At 70.3% G+C, this 14,381-nt stretch carries 15 protein-coding genes; 9 read left to right on the forward strand and 6 right to left on the reverse strand.

Annotated elements, in window-relative coordinates; all coding sequences use genetic code 11:
- The first annotated feature begins 57 nt into the window (after positions 1-57).
- The 6 genes from OG906_RS16350 to pstB all read left to right on the forward strand — a co-directional run bounded on the left by OG906_RS16350 (position 58) and on the right by pstB (position 7,946).
- On the forward strand, positions 58-2,307 hold the full coding sequence (locus OG906_RS16350) for an RNA degradosome polyphosphate kinase (RefSeq protein WP_329443585.1): 2,250 nt from the start codon (positions 58-60) through the stop codon (positions 2,305-2,307).
- Positions 2,288-3,232: a CHAD domain-containing protein gene (locus tag OG906_RS16355; RefSeq protein WP_329443587.1), complete on the forward strand. Its 945-nt coding sequence runs from the start codon at positions 2,288-2,290 to the stop codon at positions 3,230-3,232. Before OG906_RS16350 ends, OG906_RS16355 begins: the two co-directional genes overlap by 20 nt.
- A gap of 564 nt (positions 3,233-3,796) precedes the next feature.
- The gene (gene pstS, locus OG906_RS16360) at positions 3,797-4,936 is read left to right on the forward strand and encodes a phosphate ABC transporter substrate-binding protein PstS (RefSeq protein ID WP_329443589.1); all 1,140 of its coding nucleotides are present in this window, start codon (positions 3,797-3,799) and stop codon (positions 4,934-4,936) included.
- A 131-nt stretch (positions 4,937-5,067) separates the two neighbouring features.
- The gene (pstC, locus tag OG906_RS16365; RefSeq protein ID WP_329443591.1) at positions 5,068-6,057 is read left to right on the forward strand and encodes a phosphate ABC transporter permease subunit PstC; all 990 of its coding nucleotides are present in this window, start codon (positions 5,068-5,070) and stop codon (positions 6,055-6,057) included.
- Positions 6,057-7,139 (forward strand): phosphate ABC transporter permease PstA, encoded by a 1,083-nt coding sequence (gene pstA, locus OG906_RS16370; RefSeq protein ID WP_329443593.1) that lies wholly within the window; start codon positions 6,057-6,059, stop codon positions 7,137-7,139. The genes pstC and pstA overlap by 1 nt, the downstream gene beginning before the upstream one ends.
- Positions 7,140-7,169: 30 nt before the next feature.
- A complete protein-coding gene (gene pstB / locus OG906_RS16375; protein WP_053675397.1) occupies positions 7,170-7,946 on the forward strand; it encodes a phosphate ABC transporter ATP-binding protein PstB in 777 nt (258 codons plus the stop codon).
- 163 nt (positions 7,947-8,109) lie between these two features.
- On the opposite strand, the gene OG906_RS16380 is transcribed toward pstB, so the two are convergent.
- Together OG906_RS16380 and OG906_RS16385 are read right to left on the reverse strand one after the other, a co-directional pair.
- Positions 8,110-9,111 (reverse strand): inorganic phosphate transporter, encoded by a 1,002-nt coding sequence (locus OG906_RS16380; RefSeq protein WP_267828112.1) that lies wholly within the window; start codon positions 9,109-9,111, stop codon positions 8,110-8,112.
- Positions 9,112-9,116: 5 nt separating this feature from the next.
- Complete coding sequence (locus tag OG906_RS16385; protein ID WP_053675393.1) at positions 9,117-9,737, reverse strand: DUF47 domain-containing protein; 621 nt, start codon at positions 9,735-9,737, stop codon at positions 9,117-9,119.
- Between the two features lie 195 nt (positions 9,738-9,932).
- Here OG906_RS16385 and OG906_RS16390 point away from each other — a divergent pair, with 195 nt between their 5' ends.
- Positions 9,933-10,274: a metal-sensitive transcriptional regulator gene (locus OG906_RS16390; protein WP_329443595.1), complete on the forward strand. Its 342-nt coding sequence runs from the start codon at positions 9,933-9,935 to the stop codon at positions 10,272-10,274.
- Positions 10,275-10,386: 112 nt separating this feature from the next.
- On the opposite strand, the gene OG906_RS16395 is transcribed toward OG906_RS16390, so the two are convergent.
- Together OG906_RS16395 and OG906_RS16400 are read right to left on the reverse strand one after the other, a co-directional pair.
- Entirely contained in the window at positions 10,387-10,542 is a 156-nt protein-coding gene (locus tag OG906_RS16395; protein WP_199826421.1) for a hypothetical protein, read from the reverse strand.
- A 146-nt stretch (positions 10,543-10,688) separates the two neighbouring features.
- Positions 10,689-11,522, reverse strand: a complete 834-nt coding sequence (locus tag OG906_RS16400) for a hypothetical protein (RefSeq protein ID WP_443067388.1) — start codon at positions 11,520-11,522, stop codon at positions 10,689-10,691.
- A 206-nt stretch (positions 11,523-11,728) separates the two neighbouring features.
- Here OG906_RS16400 and OG906_RS16405 point away from each other — a divergent pair, with 206 nt between their 5' ends.
- Together OG906_RS16405 and OG906_RS16410 are read left to right on the forward strand one after the other, a co-directional pair.
- Positions 11,729-11,875, forward strand: a complete 147-nt coding sequence (locus OG906_RS16405) for a hypothetical protein (RefSeq protein WP_267802991.1) — start codon at positions 11,729-11,731, stop codon at positions 11,873-11,875.
- 143 nt (positions 11,876-12,018) lie between these two features.
- A complete protein-coding gene (locus OG906_RS16410) occupies positions 12,019-12,252 on the forward strand; it encodes a hypothetical protein (protein ID WP_267828111.1) in 234 nt (77 codons plus the stop codon).
- 158 nt (positions 12,253-12,410) lie between these two features.
- Here OG906_RS16410 and OG906_RS16415 read toward each other — a convergent pair whose 3' ends face one another.
- The gene (locus OG906_RS16415; RefSeq protein ID WP_329443603.1) at positions 12,411-13,121 is read right to left on the reverse strand and encodes a phosphatase PAP2 family protein; all 711 of its coding nucleotides are present in this window, start codon (positions 13,119-13,121) and stop codon (positions 12,411-12,413) included.
- A gap of 197 nt (positions 13,122-13,318) precedes the next feature.
- Entirely contained in the window at positions 13,319-14,332 is a 1,014-nt protein-coding gene (locus tag OG906_RS16420; RefSeq protein ID WP_267828122.1) for a C40 family peptidase, read from the reverse strand.
- Positions 14,333-14,381 lie beyond the last annotated feature (49 nt).

The following is a 14,381-nucleotide window of genomic DNA, read 5'->3' on the forward strand; positions in this document are numbered from 1 at the left end:
CTGACGGCCGACACTTCCGACGCGCCTGTCCTGCCGCGTGCGCGGAAGAATGGAGTCATGAGCCACAAGCCCAGCGCCGGCCCCACCGAGGTCCCCGCCCAGCACCCGTCTCACACGCCCGCCACGGCGAAGTCGCAGCTCGGCTCCATAGCCGCGCACCGCCCGAACGTCGGCCACGTCGATCTCGATCCGGATCTCGACGCCGATCCGGACACCTACGACGACAAGGAGGGCGGCGAACTGCCCCCCGGGCGGTTCCTCGACCGCGAACGCAGCTGGCTCGCCTTCAACGAACGGGTACTGGAACTCGCGGAGGACCCCGCCACCCCGCTGCTGGAGCGCGCCAACTTCCTGGCGATCTTCGCGAGCAACCTCGACGAGTTCTTCATGGTCCGCGTCGCCGGCCTCAAGCGCCGCATCGCGACCGGCGTCGCCACCCGCTCCGCCTCCGGCCTCCAGCCCCGCGAGGTACTGGACCTGATCTGGACCCGCTCGCGCGAGCTCATGGCCCGGCACGCCGCCTGCTACCAGCAGGACATCGCCCCCCAGCTCGCCGAGGAGGGCATCCACCTCATCCGGTGGCCCGACCTCACCGAGAAGGAGCAGGCGCGCCTCTTCACCCTGTTCCGCAACCAGATCTTCCCGGTGCTCACCCCGCTGGCCGTGGACCCCGCGCACCCCTTCCCGTACATCTCCGGCCTGTCCCTGAACCTGGCCGTCGTCGTGCGCAACCCGGTCAGCGGCCACCGCCACTTCGCCCGGGTCAAGGTCCCGCCGCTGCTCTCCCGCTTCCTGGAGGCCTCCCCCCAGCGCTACGTCCCGCTGGAGGACGTCATCGCCGCGCACCTGGAGGAGCTGTTCCCCGGCATGGAGGTGCTCGCGCACCACATGTTCCGCGTCACCCGCAACGAGGACCTCGAAGTCGAGGAGGACGACGCGGAGAACCTCCTCCAGGCCCTGGAGAAGGAACTCATGCGGCGCCGCTTCGGCCCGCCCGTCCGCCTGGAGGTCGAGGAGTCCATCGACCCCGGCGTCCTGGACCTCCTCGTACAGGAACTCAAGGTCAGCGCCGCCGAGGTCTACCCGCTGCCCGGACCGCTCGACCTGACCGCCCTCTTCGGGATCTCCTCCCTGGACCGGCCCGAGCTGAAGTACCCGAAGTTCATCGCCGGCACCCACCGCGACCTCGCCGAGGTGGAGTCCGCGTCCGCGCCCGACATCTTCGCCGCGCTGCGCGAACGGGACGTGCTGCTGCACCACCCGTACGACTCCTTCTCCACCTCCGTACAGGCCTTCCTGGAACAGGCCGCCGCCGACCCGGACGTCCTCGCGATCAAGCAGACCCTGTACCGGACCTCCGGCGACTCGCCCATCGTCGACGCCCTCATCGACGCCGCCGAATCCGGCAAGCAGGTCCTCGTCCTCGTCGAGATCAAGGCCCGCTTCGACGAACAGGCCAACATCAAATGGGCGCGCAAGCTGGAGGAGTCCGGCTGCCACGTCGTCTACGGGCTCGTCGGCCTCAAGACCCACTGCAAGCTGTCGCTCGTCGTCCGCCAGGAAGGCGACCAACTGCGCCGCTACTCCCACGTCGGAACCGGCAACTACCACCCCAAGACGGCCCGCCTCTACGAGGACCTCGGCCTGCTCACCACCGACCCCCAGGTCGGCGCCGACCTCTCCGACCTCTTCAACCGGCTGTCCGGCTACTCGCGCCGCGAGACCTACCGCCGACTGCTGACCGCCCCCAAGTCGCTGCGCGACGGCCTCGTCTCCCGCATCGACAAGGAAGCCGACCACCACCGGGCCGGCCGGCCCGCGTACGTCCGACTGAAGATGAACTCGATCGTCGACGAGGCCCTCATCGACTCCCTCTACCGGGCCGCCCGCGCGGGCGTCCCGGTCGACATCTGGGTCCGCGGCATCTGCGCCGTGCGCCCCGGCGTCCCCGGGCTGTCGGAGAACATCCGCGTCCGCTCGATCCTCGGCCGCTTCCTCGAACACTCCCGGGTCTTCGCCTTCGGCAACGGGGGCGAACCCGAGGTGTGGATCGGCAGCGCCGACATGATGCACCGCAACCTCGACCGTCGCATCGAGGCACTGGTCAGGGTCGCCGACCCGGCCCACCGCACGTCACTGGACCGACTCCTCGAAATCGGCATGTCCGACGACACCGCCTCCTGGCACCTGGGGCCGGACGGCGAGTGGACCCGGCACGCCACGGACTCCGAGGGCCAGCCGCTGCGGCACGTACAGGAGATGCTCATAGACGCCCGGAGGCGCCGGCGTGGCTCAGCCAAACCATGACCCCCTGGCAGGCGACGTGCTCGGCACGTACCTGCGGTCCCAGGCCACCGCTTTCCTGCGCGCGCTGCGCCTGCACGGCGACGGCGCGGCAGGGGCGGCCGACACCGCCGGGGGAACCGACGCGGCGCGCGGCCTGCGGGGGGCCGCGCGCCGGATCTCCGGCTCCCTGGGCACCTTCCGGGCGGTGACCGAGTCGGCCTGGGCCGACTCGCTGCGCACGGAACTCGTCTGGCTGTCCTCCACCCTCGCCGACGAGCACGCGTACGGCGTCCGCCTGTCACGGCTCATGGACGCCCTGCACCGGCTCTCCGGAACCCCCGAGGTGCCCGCGCCCCGGGGCACCGCCGGCGCGCTCACCGTGGGCTCCGCCCGGGCGGGCGCACTGCTGGAACGGCAGCTCACCCTGGCCCGGACCCGAGCCCACTCGGCGACCCTGTCCGCCCTCGGCTCGGCCCGGTTCCACGCGGTCGCCGACGCGGTGGCCGTCCTCGCCTCCGAGGTCCCGCTGGACCCCGTCGCGGCCCGCGGCCGGGTCGACGACGTACTGGTCCCGCTGGCCGAGGTGGCCGAAACCCGTCTGCTCGGCGCCGTGGACGCGCTCCCGGCCCCGGAGGGCGGCACCCCGTACTCCGCACACGAGGACGGGGCCTGGCACGAGGTACGCCGCCTCCTGCGGGTCCACCGGTACGCCCGGGAAACCCTCGGCGACGACGTGACCCGGCTGGTCGCCGCCGGCGAGGCCCTGGACCGCCACCGCGACGCCTCCGAGGCCGCCGCAGCCTCCGCGACCGCCGCCCGCACCCCCCGCATCGCCCCGGCCACCGCGTACGCCCTCGGCGTCCTGCACGCCGACCAACGCCACGCGGTCGAAGCCGCCCGCCACACCTTCCACACCCTCTGGCACCCCACCCCGGCCCTCCCCTGACCCAAGGCCCCCCGCCCCTTCCAGCCCCGCCGGCCCCTTGAGGCGCAGCCGCCCAATCCAGCCCCGCCGGCGTTTGAGGCGCGGGGGTCCGGGGGCAGCGCCCCCGGCAACGGCGCCGCACGGCCCCACGCACCCGCACCACGCCCACACCCGGCCCCCGGCGGGTTTGCGCACCAACCCCCCGGGCAGGCCCCCGGCGAAGGCCCCGCGCCAAGACACCCCGACCCCCGGGCGGCCCGGCGCGGTGACACCGCCGATTTCCGGCCACCCCACCGCTCCGCCCCACCCCGCCGGCCAGGCAAAGGTCACGGCGGCATAACGTGCGGATAACGCCCCGTTACGCCCAGGTACAAACCCCCCCATCCGCACCGGCCCGCCCGCCACGGTTCACCGTCCGTTCACCGAGGGCCGTCGACCGCTTCACCTGTTCTGCCTAATTTCGGTACTGCAAGGTGCGAGCCGGGCCGAAAAGCCCACTGCCCGCACCCGGCCAACCCGTAGTCCTCTTCGCACGCCGCCCCGATACAGAAAGCGGCCGGCGGCTTCTGGAAGGAACACCCGAAAGTGAAGCTTCAGCGCAAGAGCATGCTTCGTGCCTCCGCCCTCGGGGCGCTTGTCGTGTCCGGCGCCCTGGTCCTCACGGCGTGCGGCTCGGACAACAACACCAAGACCGACTCCTCGGCGAGCGGCAAGGCCTCGGCCCCCGCACCCGGCGACGTCAAGTGCGAAGGCGCCAAGGGCAAGCTGCTCGCCTCCGGCTCGTCCGCGCAGAAGAACGCCGTGGACGTGTGGGTGAAGAACTACATGGCCGCCTGCTCCGGCGTCGAGGTCAACTACAAGTCCTCCTCCTCCGGTGAGGGCATCGTCGCCTTCAACCAGGGCACCGTCGGCTTCGCCGGCTCGGACTCCGCGCTGAAGCCCGAGCAGGTCGAGGAGTCGAAGAAGATCTGCACCGGCGGCCAGGGCATCAACCTGCCCATGGTCGGCGGCCCGATCGCGATCGGCTTCAACGTCGCGGGTGTGGACAAGCTGAACCTGGACGCCGCCACGATCGCCAACATCTTCAACGACAAGATCAAGAAGTGGGATGACGAGGCGATCAAGAAGCTGAACCCCGGCGTCACGCTTCCCGGCACCGCGATCCAGCACTTCCACCGCTCCGAGGACTCGGGCACCACCGAGAACCTGGGCAAGTACCTCAAGGCCACCGCCGGTGACGCCTGGCCGCACGACCCCGCGAAGAAGTGGCCGGCCCCGGGCGGCCTCGGCGCCTCCGGCTCCTCCGGTGTCGCCTCGCAGGTCAAGGCCGTCGACGGTTCGATCGGTTACTTCGAGCTGTCCTACGCCGCCTCGCAGAACATCAAGACCGTCGACCTGAACACGGGCGCCGGCGCCCCGGTCAAGGCCACCGGCGAGAACGCCTCCAAGGCCATCGCCGCCGCCAAGATCGCCGGCACCGGTTCCGACCTGGCGCTGAAGCTCGACTACACCACCAAGGCCGAGGGCGCGTACCCGATCGTCCTGGTCACGTACGAGGTCGTCTGCGACAAGGGCAACAAGGCCGAGACGCTCCCGACCGTGAAGTCCTTCCTGAACTACACCGCCTCGGACGCGGGCCAGAAGGTCCTCGGCGAGAACGGCTACGCCCCGATCCCGACCGAGATCAACGCCAAGGTCCGCGAAGTCATCACCTCGCTGTCCTGAGTCCTCGATCCCCGGGTGCCGGCCGACTCCCGTTCCGAGTCGGCCGGCGCCGGGGGACCCTCCCCCTCCACCCAGGGGGATCCGGTGCACCGCCGCCAGGGGGCATGCCCCCCACACAGACCGGAAAGACCATGGCTTCCACCACACCCACCCAGATAGACACGGCTCCGCCCGTCTCCAGGAGCGAGAGGTCCACCGGCCACGCCGGTGACAAGATCTTCGCCGGGCTCTCCAAGGGTTCCGGCATCGCCCTCCTGGTGATCATGGCGTCGATCGCCGCCTTCCTCACCTACCGCGCGACCATCGCCCTGTCGAAGAACGAAGGAAACTTCTTCACCACCTTCGACTGGAACGCGTCGGCCACGCCCCCCGTCTTCGGCATAGCCGTCCTGCTCTTCGGCACCGTCGTCAGCTCGATCATCGCGATGGTCATCGCGGTTCCGATCGCCGTCGGCATCGCCCTCTTCATCTCGCACTACGCGCCGCGCAAGCTGGCCACGCCGCTGGCGTACGTGGTCGACCTGCTGGCCGCCGTGCCGTCGATCATCTACGGCATCTGGGGCGCCCTCTTCCTCGTCCCGCAGCTCGGCGGGCTGAACCTCTGGCTCGACCAGTACCTGGGCTGGACGTACATCTTCGACAAGAGCCAGCCCGGCGTCGCCCGCTCGCTGTTCACCGTCGGCATCCTGCTCGCGATCATGATCCTGCCGATCGTGACCAGCGTCAGCCGCGAGGTCTTCCTCCAGGTCCCGCGCATGAACGAGGAGGCCGCCCTGGCCCTCGGCGCGACCCGCTGGGAGGTCATCCGCATGTCGGTGCTGCCCTTCGGGCGCTCCGGTGTCATCTCCGCCTCGATGCTCGGCCTCGGCCGCGCGCTCGGCGAGACCATGGCCGTCGCGACCGTCCTCTCCCCGAGCTTCCTGATCTCCGGCCACATCCTCGACCCGGGTGGCGGCACCTTCGCGCAGAACATCGCCGCGAAGTTCGACGAGGCCAACGAGTTCGGTCGGGACGCGCTGATCGCCTCCGGCCTGGTCCTCTTCCTCCTGACCCTGCTGGTCAACGGCGCGGCCCGGCTGATCATCGCCCGCCGCAAGGACTTCTCGGGGGCGAACGCCTGATGAGCCACACCCTCCAGGACCAGCGGCCCACCCGGGCCCGCAAGTCCGTCGCCCCCGCCACCCTCACCCGCGGTGGCCTGCCCCGCTGGGCCCCGGCCGGCATCGCGGTCCTCTCGATCGTCCTCGGCAGCGGCATCGGCCTCGTCTTCGGCCTCGACAGCACGATCCAGTGGGGCCTGCTCGCCGCGCTGCTCTTCGTCACCGTCACGTACGTCGCCAGCTCGGTGATCGAGAACCGCCGCCAGGCCAAGGACCGGGTCGCGACGTCCGTCGTCTGGGTCTGCTTCGTCCTCGCGGTCATCCCGCTGCTCTCGCTGCTGTGGACCACCATCAGCCGCGGCATGAAGGTCCTCGACGCGGCCTTCCTCGGCCACTCCATGAACGGCGTGACCAGCTTCGAGGCCGGCGGCGGCGTCTACCACGCCCTGCTCGGCACCATCGAACAGGTCGCCCTGGCCACCGCGATCGCCGCGCCCATCGGCCTGCTGACCGCCGTCTACCTCGTCGAGTACGGCCGGGGCCCGCTCGCCCGGTCGGTCACCTTCTTCGTCGACGTGATGACCGGCATCCCCTCCATCGTCGCGGGTCTGTTCATCCTGACGACCTGGAACCTGATGCTGGGCTTCGGTCCCTCCGGCTTCGCCGGCGCGATGGCCCTGTCGATCCTGATGATGCCCGTGGTGGTCCGCTCCACCGAGGAGATGCTCAAGCTCGTCCCGAACGAGCTGCGCGAGGCCGCCCTGGCCCTCGGCGTGCCGAAGTGGCGCATGATCCTCAAGGTCGTGCTCCCCACCGCGATCGGCGGCATCTCCACCGGCGTGATGCTGGCCGTCGCCCGCATCGCCGGCGAGACCGCACCGATCATGCTGCTGGTCTTCGGCTCGCAGCTCATCAACGGCAACCCCTTCGAAGGCGCCCAGTCCTCGCTCCCCCTCTACATCTGGGAGCAGTACAAGGTCGGCAGTGAAGCCTCCTACGACCGGGCATGGGCGGCTGCGCTCGTCCTGATCGCCTTCGTCATGATCCTCAACCTGGTGGCTCGCGGCATCGCCCGCTGGAAGGCCCCGAAGACCGGTCGCTGACGCGACTTATGAAAGCGATGTGACCCTCTCATGGCCAAGCGAATCGACGTCAGCGGCCTCTCCGCCTTCTACGGCACCCACAAGGCCATCGACGACATCTCGATGACCGTGGAACCCCGCTCCGTGACGGCCTTCATCGGCCCCTCCGGCTGCGGCAAGTCCACCTTCCTGCGCACCCTGAACCGCATGCACGAGGTCACCCCCGGCGGCCGCGTCGAGGGCAAGGTCCTGCTGGACGACGAGAACCTGTACGGCCCCGGCGTGGACCCGGTCGCGGTCCGCCGCACGGTCGGCATGGTCTTCCAGCGCCCCAACCCCTTCCCCACCATGTCGATCTTCGACAACGTGGCGGCGGGCCTGCGCCTGAACGGCTCGTTCAAGAAGTCCGAGCTGACGGACATAGTCGAGAAGTCCCTCCAGGGCGCCAACCTCTGGAACGAGGTCAAGGACCGCCTGAACAAGCCCGGCTCCGGCCTCTCCGGCGGCCAGCAGCAGCGCCTGTGCATCGCCCGCGCCATCGCGGTCGAGCCCCAGGTCCTGCTGATGGACGAGCCCTGCTCCGCGCTCGACCCGATCTCCACCCTCGCGATCGAGGACCTGATCGGGGAGCTCAAGGAGCGCTTCACGATCGTCATCGTGACGCACAACATGCAGCAGGCGGCCCGCGTCTCGGACCGCACCGCCTTCTTCAACCTCGCCGCCGTCGGCCAGCCCGGCAAGCTCGTCGAGATCGACGACACGGACCGGATCTTCTCCAACCCGTCCGTCCAGGCCACCGAGGACTACATCTCGGGCCGCTTCGGCTGAGCCCCGGCCCCCGGATGTACCGATAGACGTCCCGCGGTGCTGCATGGCGGTGCCACCGTGAGGCGAAAGGAAAAGGGCCGGCTCCCCCTGGGTGGGGGGAGCCGGCCCGCTTTCGTGTCGTGCCCGGTGCGCGGTCGTCGTGACGACCTCCACGCTCTCGCGGCTAGTTCACGAAGGCCAGGTTCACGATCCAGAAGCTCACCGCGGCGACCAGTGCGGCCGCCGGCATGGTGATGAACCAGCCGAGGATGATGTTCTTGGCGACGCCCCAGCGGACCGCGTTGACCCGCTTCGTGGCGCCCACGCCCATGATCGCCGAGGTGATCACGTGGGTGGTGGAGATCGGCGCGTGGAAGAGGTACGCCGAGCCGAACATGATCGAGGCGCCGGTGGTCTCGGCCGCGAAGCCCTGCGGCGGATCCAGCTCGATGATCTTGCGGCCGAGGGTGCGCATGATGCGCCAGCCACCCGCGTACGTGCCCAGCGACAGCATCACGGCACACACGAGCTTGACCCAGACCGGGATGGCGTCGCCCGCTCCCTGCACATCGGCGATGACCAGGGCCATCATCACGATGCCCATGGTCTTCTGCGCGTCCTGGAGACCGTGGCCGAGGGCCATGCCCGCCGCGGAGACGGTCTGGGCGATGCGGAAGCCGCGCTTGGCCTTGTGCGGGTTGGAGCGGCGGAACATCCACAGGATGGCGACCATCACCAGGTAACCGACGATCAGACCGACCACCGGCGAGACGAACATCGGGATGACGACCTTGTCGACCACGCCGGTCCAGATGACCTCCGTGCCACCGGCCAGCGCCGCGCCGACCATGCCGCCGAACAGCGCGTGCGAGGACGACGAGGGCAGACCGAAGTACCAGGTGATCAGGTTCCAGACGATCGCGCCGACCAGCGCGGAGAAGAGGATCCACATGCCCCGCGTGCCGTGGGGCGTCTCGATCAGGCCCTCGCTGACCGTCTTGGCCACGCCGCTGCCCAGGAAGGCACCGGCGAGGTTCATCACCGCGGCCATCGCGAGCGCGGCGCGCGGCGTCAGCGCACGCGTCGAGACCGAGGTCGCGATCGCGTTCGCCGAGTCGTGGAAGCCGTTGGTATAGGTGAAGCCGAGCGCGACACCGATGGTCACGATCAGAGCAAAGGTGTCCACGTGGTTCAGGACTCCTTGACCGCGATGGTCTCCACCGTGTTCGCGACGTGCTCGAACGCGTCGGCGGCCTCTTCGAGCACGTCGACGATCTGCTTGAGCTTCAGCACCTCCATGGCGTCGTACTTGCCGTTGAAGAGTTGCGCGAGCAGCTTGCGGTGGATCTGGTCGGCCTGGTTCTCCAGACGGTTGACCTCGATCCAGTACTCGGTCAGGTTGTCCATGGTGCGCAGGTGCGGCATGGCCTCGGCGGTCAGCTCGGCCGCCCTGGCCAGTACCTCGATCTGCTGCTCGACGCCCTTGGGCAGTTCCTCCACGTTGTAGAGGACGACCAGGTCGACCGCCTCCTCCATGAAGTCCATGATGTCGTCGAGGCAGGAGGCCAGGTTGTAGATGTCCTCGCGGTCGAACGGCGTGATGAAGGAGGAGTTCAGCTGGTGGAAGATCGCGTGGGTGGCGTCATCCCCCGCGTGCTCCGCTGCCCGCATCCGCTCCGCGATCTCGGCTCGGGCGGAGGAATCCGCTCCGAGCAGTTCCATCAGGAGCTTCGAGCCCGTGACGATGTTGTCCGCGGATGCGGCGAACATGTCGTAGAAGCTCGTCTCCCTGGGGGTCAGACGAAATCGCACGTGAGGTCCTCGGGGTGCATTGGGTTCGGTCAGGCTGATGCTAGGCGCATCCCCCGGCCACGGCTAACCGGCCGTTCCCCAGTGTGCTCCATCAGGCAGAGTGGGCAACCACGGACCCCTGCCCGTACGGTCGGGGCCCGGTATCCTATACCCACGAGGGGTATACATCCCTCGTTCCGGACCACGGGAGGACGCATGACGACCATCGAGGCGGAGGGCTCCGGAGCGGACGCCGACCCGGTCCCGGTCGCGGCGGTGCACGGCTATCACCACCAGAAGGACGAGCACCTCAAGCGCCTGCGCCGGATCGAGGGCCAGATCCGCGGTCTGCAGCGCCTCGTCGACGAGGACGTCTACTGCATCGACATACTCACGCAGGTCTCGGCGAGCACGAAGGCCCTCCAGTCCTTCGCGCTCCAACTGCTGGAGGAGCACCTGCGGCACTGCGTCGCGGACGCCGCCGTCAAGGGCGGCGCGGAGATCGACGCCAAGGTCGAGGAAGCCACGAAGGCGATCGCGCGCCTGCTGCGAACCTGATCCCGACCCCTGCCGCGGACCCGATCCCGGACCCCGAAGGCCTCGGGGGCCCGGCCCCCACACCGCCCACCACCGGCGATCCGTGACCGCGGCGGGTTTGGCGACGGGTTCGTCACGGGTATCCGATGCCCAGCAGAACCTCGTCGATCCGGTCCTGGCTCAGCCGCTCCTCGGCCGCCGCCGAGGCCGCGATGATCAGCTCGCCGCACAGTTCGATCTCGGCGAGCGCCACGTGGTCCTGCACCGTCGTACCGCCTGCGGGAGTCACGCGCGCCACCTCTCTCTGCCGCCATCGCCCGTCGGCGCTCGGCTTACCAGCGTAGGGAGCGCACGCCGCCGCGCGCATGACACGGATGGACCATTTCCGGATACCGGGCCATGGCCCGCTCGCATGGTCTGGACCACGCGATCCGACTATCCGGCGATCTTCCCGGCGAAAATGTCCCCGCTTGCGGGCAATACGACGGTCACCGGAGTCCCGAACCCGTAGAGCAACGTGGTCGAGGAGACATCGATCACGCCATTGTTGACATAGGTGAAGCGGTGCCGGACCTTCCGCAGCCGGCCCTCCTCGTCCAGGTAGGCGTCGAACGGCACCGTGTCCGTGTCGAACCCTTTCGCCGCCGCTTCGAGCGCCCCCTTGACCCCCGGCGAGGCACTCCGCGCGGCCCGCCCGATGTCCGTGGTCCCCCGGTAGTGCCGCACCCTGGTGCCCGCCACCTCGGTCTTCCCCACGTACGTCACGTCCCGCGCGCCCCGCAACAGCTCGACCGCGGCGAGCGGGTCGGTGGCCCCGCCCGTGACGAGGTTCCCGTCCGCGAGGGTCGTCGTGTCGACGCGGACCCACTTGTCGTCGGGGACGCCCGCGCCCCGGTTCTTCATGTAGAGGGCGCCCGGGACGAGGAGTTCGGTGATGGGCCGGTGTTCGGCCTTGCCCGCCGCGTCGGCCGGGAGCATCACCAGGAGCTGGCCCATCCGGCTCTTGAAGTCGACACCGCCCTCGCCCCGGATGGTGACCCTGGTCCCGCCGGTGGCCATCTCCATCGCCGTACGGGCCCGCGCGCTGCCGGTCGCGTCCAGCACGTCGGCGGCGCCGCGCACCGCCGCGGCCGGGTCCTCGGGGGGCCGGTCGTCACCGCTCGCGGAGCTTCCGCATCCGCTCGTCGCGGCCACGGCCACGGCCACCGCGACGGCGAGCACCGCCTCACCGGCACGTCCTCGTCTGCGCATGTGCTGGTGCACCACCATCGCCTGCCAACCCCCAACGCGTGACAGCTGTTTGCCCGAGGCCCCCACCCGCTCCGCTTAACGAGGTCCGGGGTTTCCCGTCACGGTCCGGCGCGGTGCCGCGAGCCGGCCGGGCCCGGTACCGTGGAGGAGTGGACCCGCACACCCAAGCGACTCCGATCACTCCGCTCGCCGCCGTGCCGCATCCTCGTCACCCCGAGGAGCCCGTGCGACAGCCCCCGACCGGCCACACCACCGACACGACGGAACGCGGCTCGTTCTGCCTCGCCGTCTGCACCTGCGGCTGGACCGGACCGGCCCGCCGCTCCCGAGACCTGGCCCGCAAGGACGCCACCCGCCACACGGCGGGGTAGGCCCGCCCGACACCGACGGACCGCCGCACGGCGGGGACGCGGCACGGCGAGGACGGGCCGACACACCCGCCCTGCGGCCGGGCGTGTCGCCCGTTCGGACGGCCCGGCTGGCCGTGCGGCCCGCGACCGGATGCCCTGTACTCATGCCAGGACCCGCACCCCGCCTCGCGGCCCTCCTCTGGGCCCTGCTGCTCAGCACCCTCACCCCGGCCGCGGCCTGGGCCCGACCGGTGGGATCGGCGGACGGACCGGCCGACGTGGCGTTGGCCGTCGGGGTCACCGCGGCGGCGGCCGTGGCCACGGGTCTGTGGCTGCGCTCGCGCTACCGCCGGGACGAGGCGGAGGAGGACCGGGGCGCCGAGAGCGGCGACCCGTGAGCCCCCGCCCCCGCCCGAAGGCGGTCCGGCTCTGCTACGGCGCTTCCGCGCTCTGCCTGCTGGCGGCCGCGCTCCTCGCCCTGTGGGACGGCCACGTCTGAGAGCGAGCCGTCATCGAACCGCCGGCGGAACCCGTACCGGCGGTGGTTCGGCGCCCGTTACGCCGCCAGGTCGCTCTCGTGCGTCCTCGGCGCCAGTTCCACGGGCCGGGCCACGACCCGCTCCCCGGCCCGGACCAGCCACCGTGCCCGCGGCCAACGGACCACGGCCCGCACCACCGGTGCCAGCAGCGCCGCCGCAGCCGGCGCGAGCAGCAGCACGACCGCGGTGCCCAGCGCGAATCCGCCGATCACGTCGGTCGGGTAGTGGACGCCGGTGTAGACCCGACACAGGCCTTCGAGGAGCGCCACCCCGATCCCGACGTAGCCGATCCTGCGGTGGGCGATGAAGAGCCCCACCGCCATCGCCATCGTCAGGGTGGCGTGGTCGCTCACGAACGAGAACTCCGCGCCGCCGAGCCGCGCGCCCAGTCCCGACCCGGAGCCCAACACCTCCAGCCCCTCGTGCTGGAGGAACGGCCTCGGCCGTCCGACGAACTCCCGCAGTGGCACGTTCAGCAGCAGCGCGAGGCCGGCCCCCAACGGCGCCCACACCAACGCGACGAAGGAGTCGACGGCCGGCGCCTCGTCCAGCCTGCGCGCGCCGCGCCAACACCACAGGACCAGCAGCACCATCGCGAGCGGCAGTCCGTACTCGCCGACGAGGCCCACCGCCCGGTCGAGCCCGTCCGGCGCCTGCCGGGCCAGGCCGTTGATCTCGTACAGCAGGCTGACGTCCACATTCGGCCCACCGGTCGCGAGTCCAGCCATGGCGATGCGGCCCCTTGCTTGCCTAGGTCCCGTGCGGGCGCGCGCGATGCGCGCCCCTTCAACCCCCGGTCGATCAGCCCCCGTGCCCATGGAACGCCCGTTCTGGCCGGGCGGTTCCATTCTCCACCGAATGATCACTCCAACGTTACCCAAGAGTGACTCATCGTCGCAGCTCAGGGCCTTGACTTAACGGAGCGTCACGAGGCCGCCCCGGCGGCCGCAGCGCGCTCCGGAAGGGCCTCCGCGCCGTCCTTGGTCACCCGCGTCGCACCGAAGTAGTCCGGGGTGTCGATCTTGTCGAAGCGGATCACCGCGCCGGTGAACGGAGCATTGATCATGTAGCCGCCGCCGACGTACAGCCCGACGTGTCGAATGTCCCGAGAGTTCGTCAGGTCATCGGAGAAGAACACCAGATCACCGGGCAGGAGTTCCTCGCGCGAGGGATGCGGACCGGCGTTGTACTGGTCGTTGGCGACGCGCGGGAGCTCGATGCCCACCGTCTCGTACGCCGCCTTCGTGAGCCCCGAGCAGTCGAACCGCCCGTTCTGGTCGGGCGTCCCGTTGCCGCCCCACAGGTAGGGGGTGCCCAGTTGCTTCTGCGCGAAGTAGATGGCCCCCGCGGCCTGCTGGGACGGAGCCACCCTGCCGACGGGCCGTTCGAAGCTCTTCGCCAGGGTGGTAATCGTCTTTACGTATCCCTGGGTCTCCTTGTACGGAGGCACCCCCTGGTACTTGATGACCGCGTACGCACCCGCGTTGTAGGCCGCCAGCATGTTGCCCGTCGCGTCACCGGGCACCCTCGCCACGTCCTTGGCCAACTCGCAGTCGTACGAAGCGGCCGACGGAATGGCGTCGTTGGGATCCCAGATGTCCCGGTCCCCGTCACCGTCGCCGTCGACCCCGTGCCCCGCCCAGGTCCCCGGGATGAACTGCGCGATCCCCCGCGCGTCCGCCGGACTGACGGCACTCGGGTTCCAGCCGCTCTCCGAGTACAGCTGGGCCGCGAGCAACGCCGGGCTGATCGCCGGACAGAGCGTGCCCCATTTCTGCACCAGTGCCTGGTACTTGCCGGGTACCGCCCCCTTCGCGAGTCCCAGCGCGCGACCGCCGGCGCCACCCGCTCCCGCCAGGCCGGCCGCCGCCGAGTACGTCCCCACGACGAGCAACACGAGGAAGCTCAGGGCCAGCCCGATCCCGATCCCGCCTGCCATCCAGAATCTGCGCACCCGTCAACACTCCCCCATTGCCACCACTTTCGAG

Origin of the sequence: Streptomyces sp. NBC_01426 (assembly GCF_036231985.1) — a bacterium.
Classification (GTDB): domain Bacteria; phylum Actinomycetota; class Actinomycetes; order Streptomycetales; family Streptomycetaceae; genus Streptomyces.

Coding starts and splice junctions, on each gene's coding strand:
- OG906_RS16400 (WP_443067388.1), bottom strand. CDS start 11,522: ATGGTGGTGCACCAGCACATGCGCAGACGAGGACGTGCCGGTGAGGCG.
- OG906_RS16410 (WP_267828111.1), top strand. CDS start 12,019: ATGCCAGGACCCGCACCCCGCCTCGCGGCCCTCCTCTGGGCCCTGCTG.
- OG906_RS16415 (WP_329443603.1), bottom strand. CDS start 13,121: ATGGCTGGACTCGCGACCGGTGGGCCGAATGTGGACGTCAGCCTGCTG.
- OG906_RS16420 (WP_267828122.1), bottom strand. CDS start 14,332: ATGGCAGGCGGGATCGGGATCGGGCTGGCCCTGAGCTTCCTCGTGTTG.
- OG906_RS16350 (WP_329443585.1), top strand. CDS start 58: ATGAGCCACAAGCCCAGCGCCGGCCCCACCGAGGTCCCCGCCCAGCAC.
- pstA (WP_329443593.1), top strand. CDS start 6,057: ATGAGCCACACCCTCCAGGACCAGCGGCCCACCCGGGCCCGCAAGTCC.
- pstB (WP_053675397.1), top strand. CDS start 7,170: ATGGCCAAGCGAATCGACGTCAGCGGCCTCTCCGCCTTCTACGGCACC.
- OG906_RS16390 (WP_329443595.1), top strand. CDS start 9,933: ATGACGACCATCGAGGCGGAGGGCTCCGGAGCGGACGCCGACCCGGTC.
- pstC (WP_329443591.1), top strand. CDS start 5,068: ATGGCTTCCACCACACCCACCCAGATAGACACGGCTCCGCCCGTCTCC.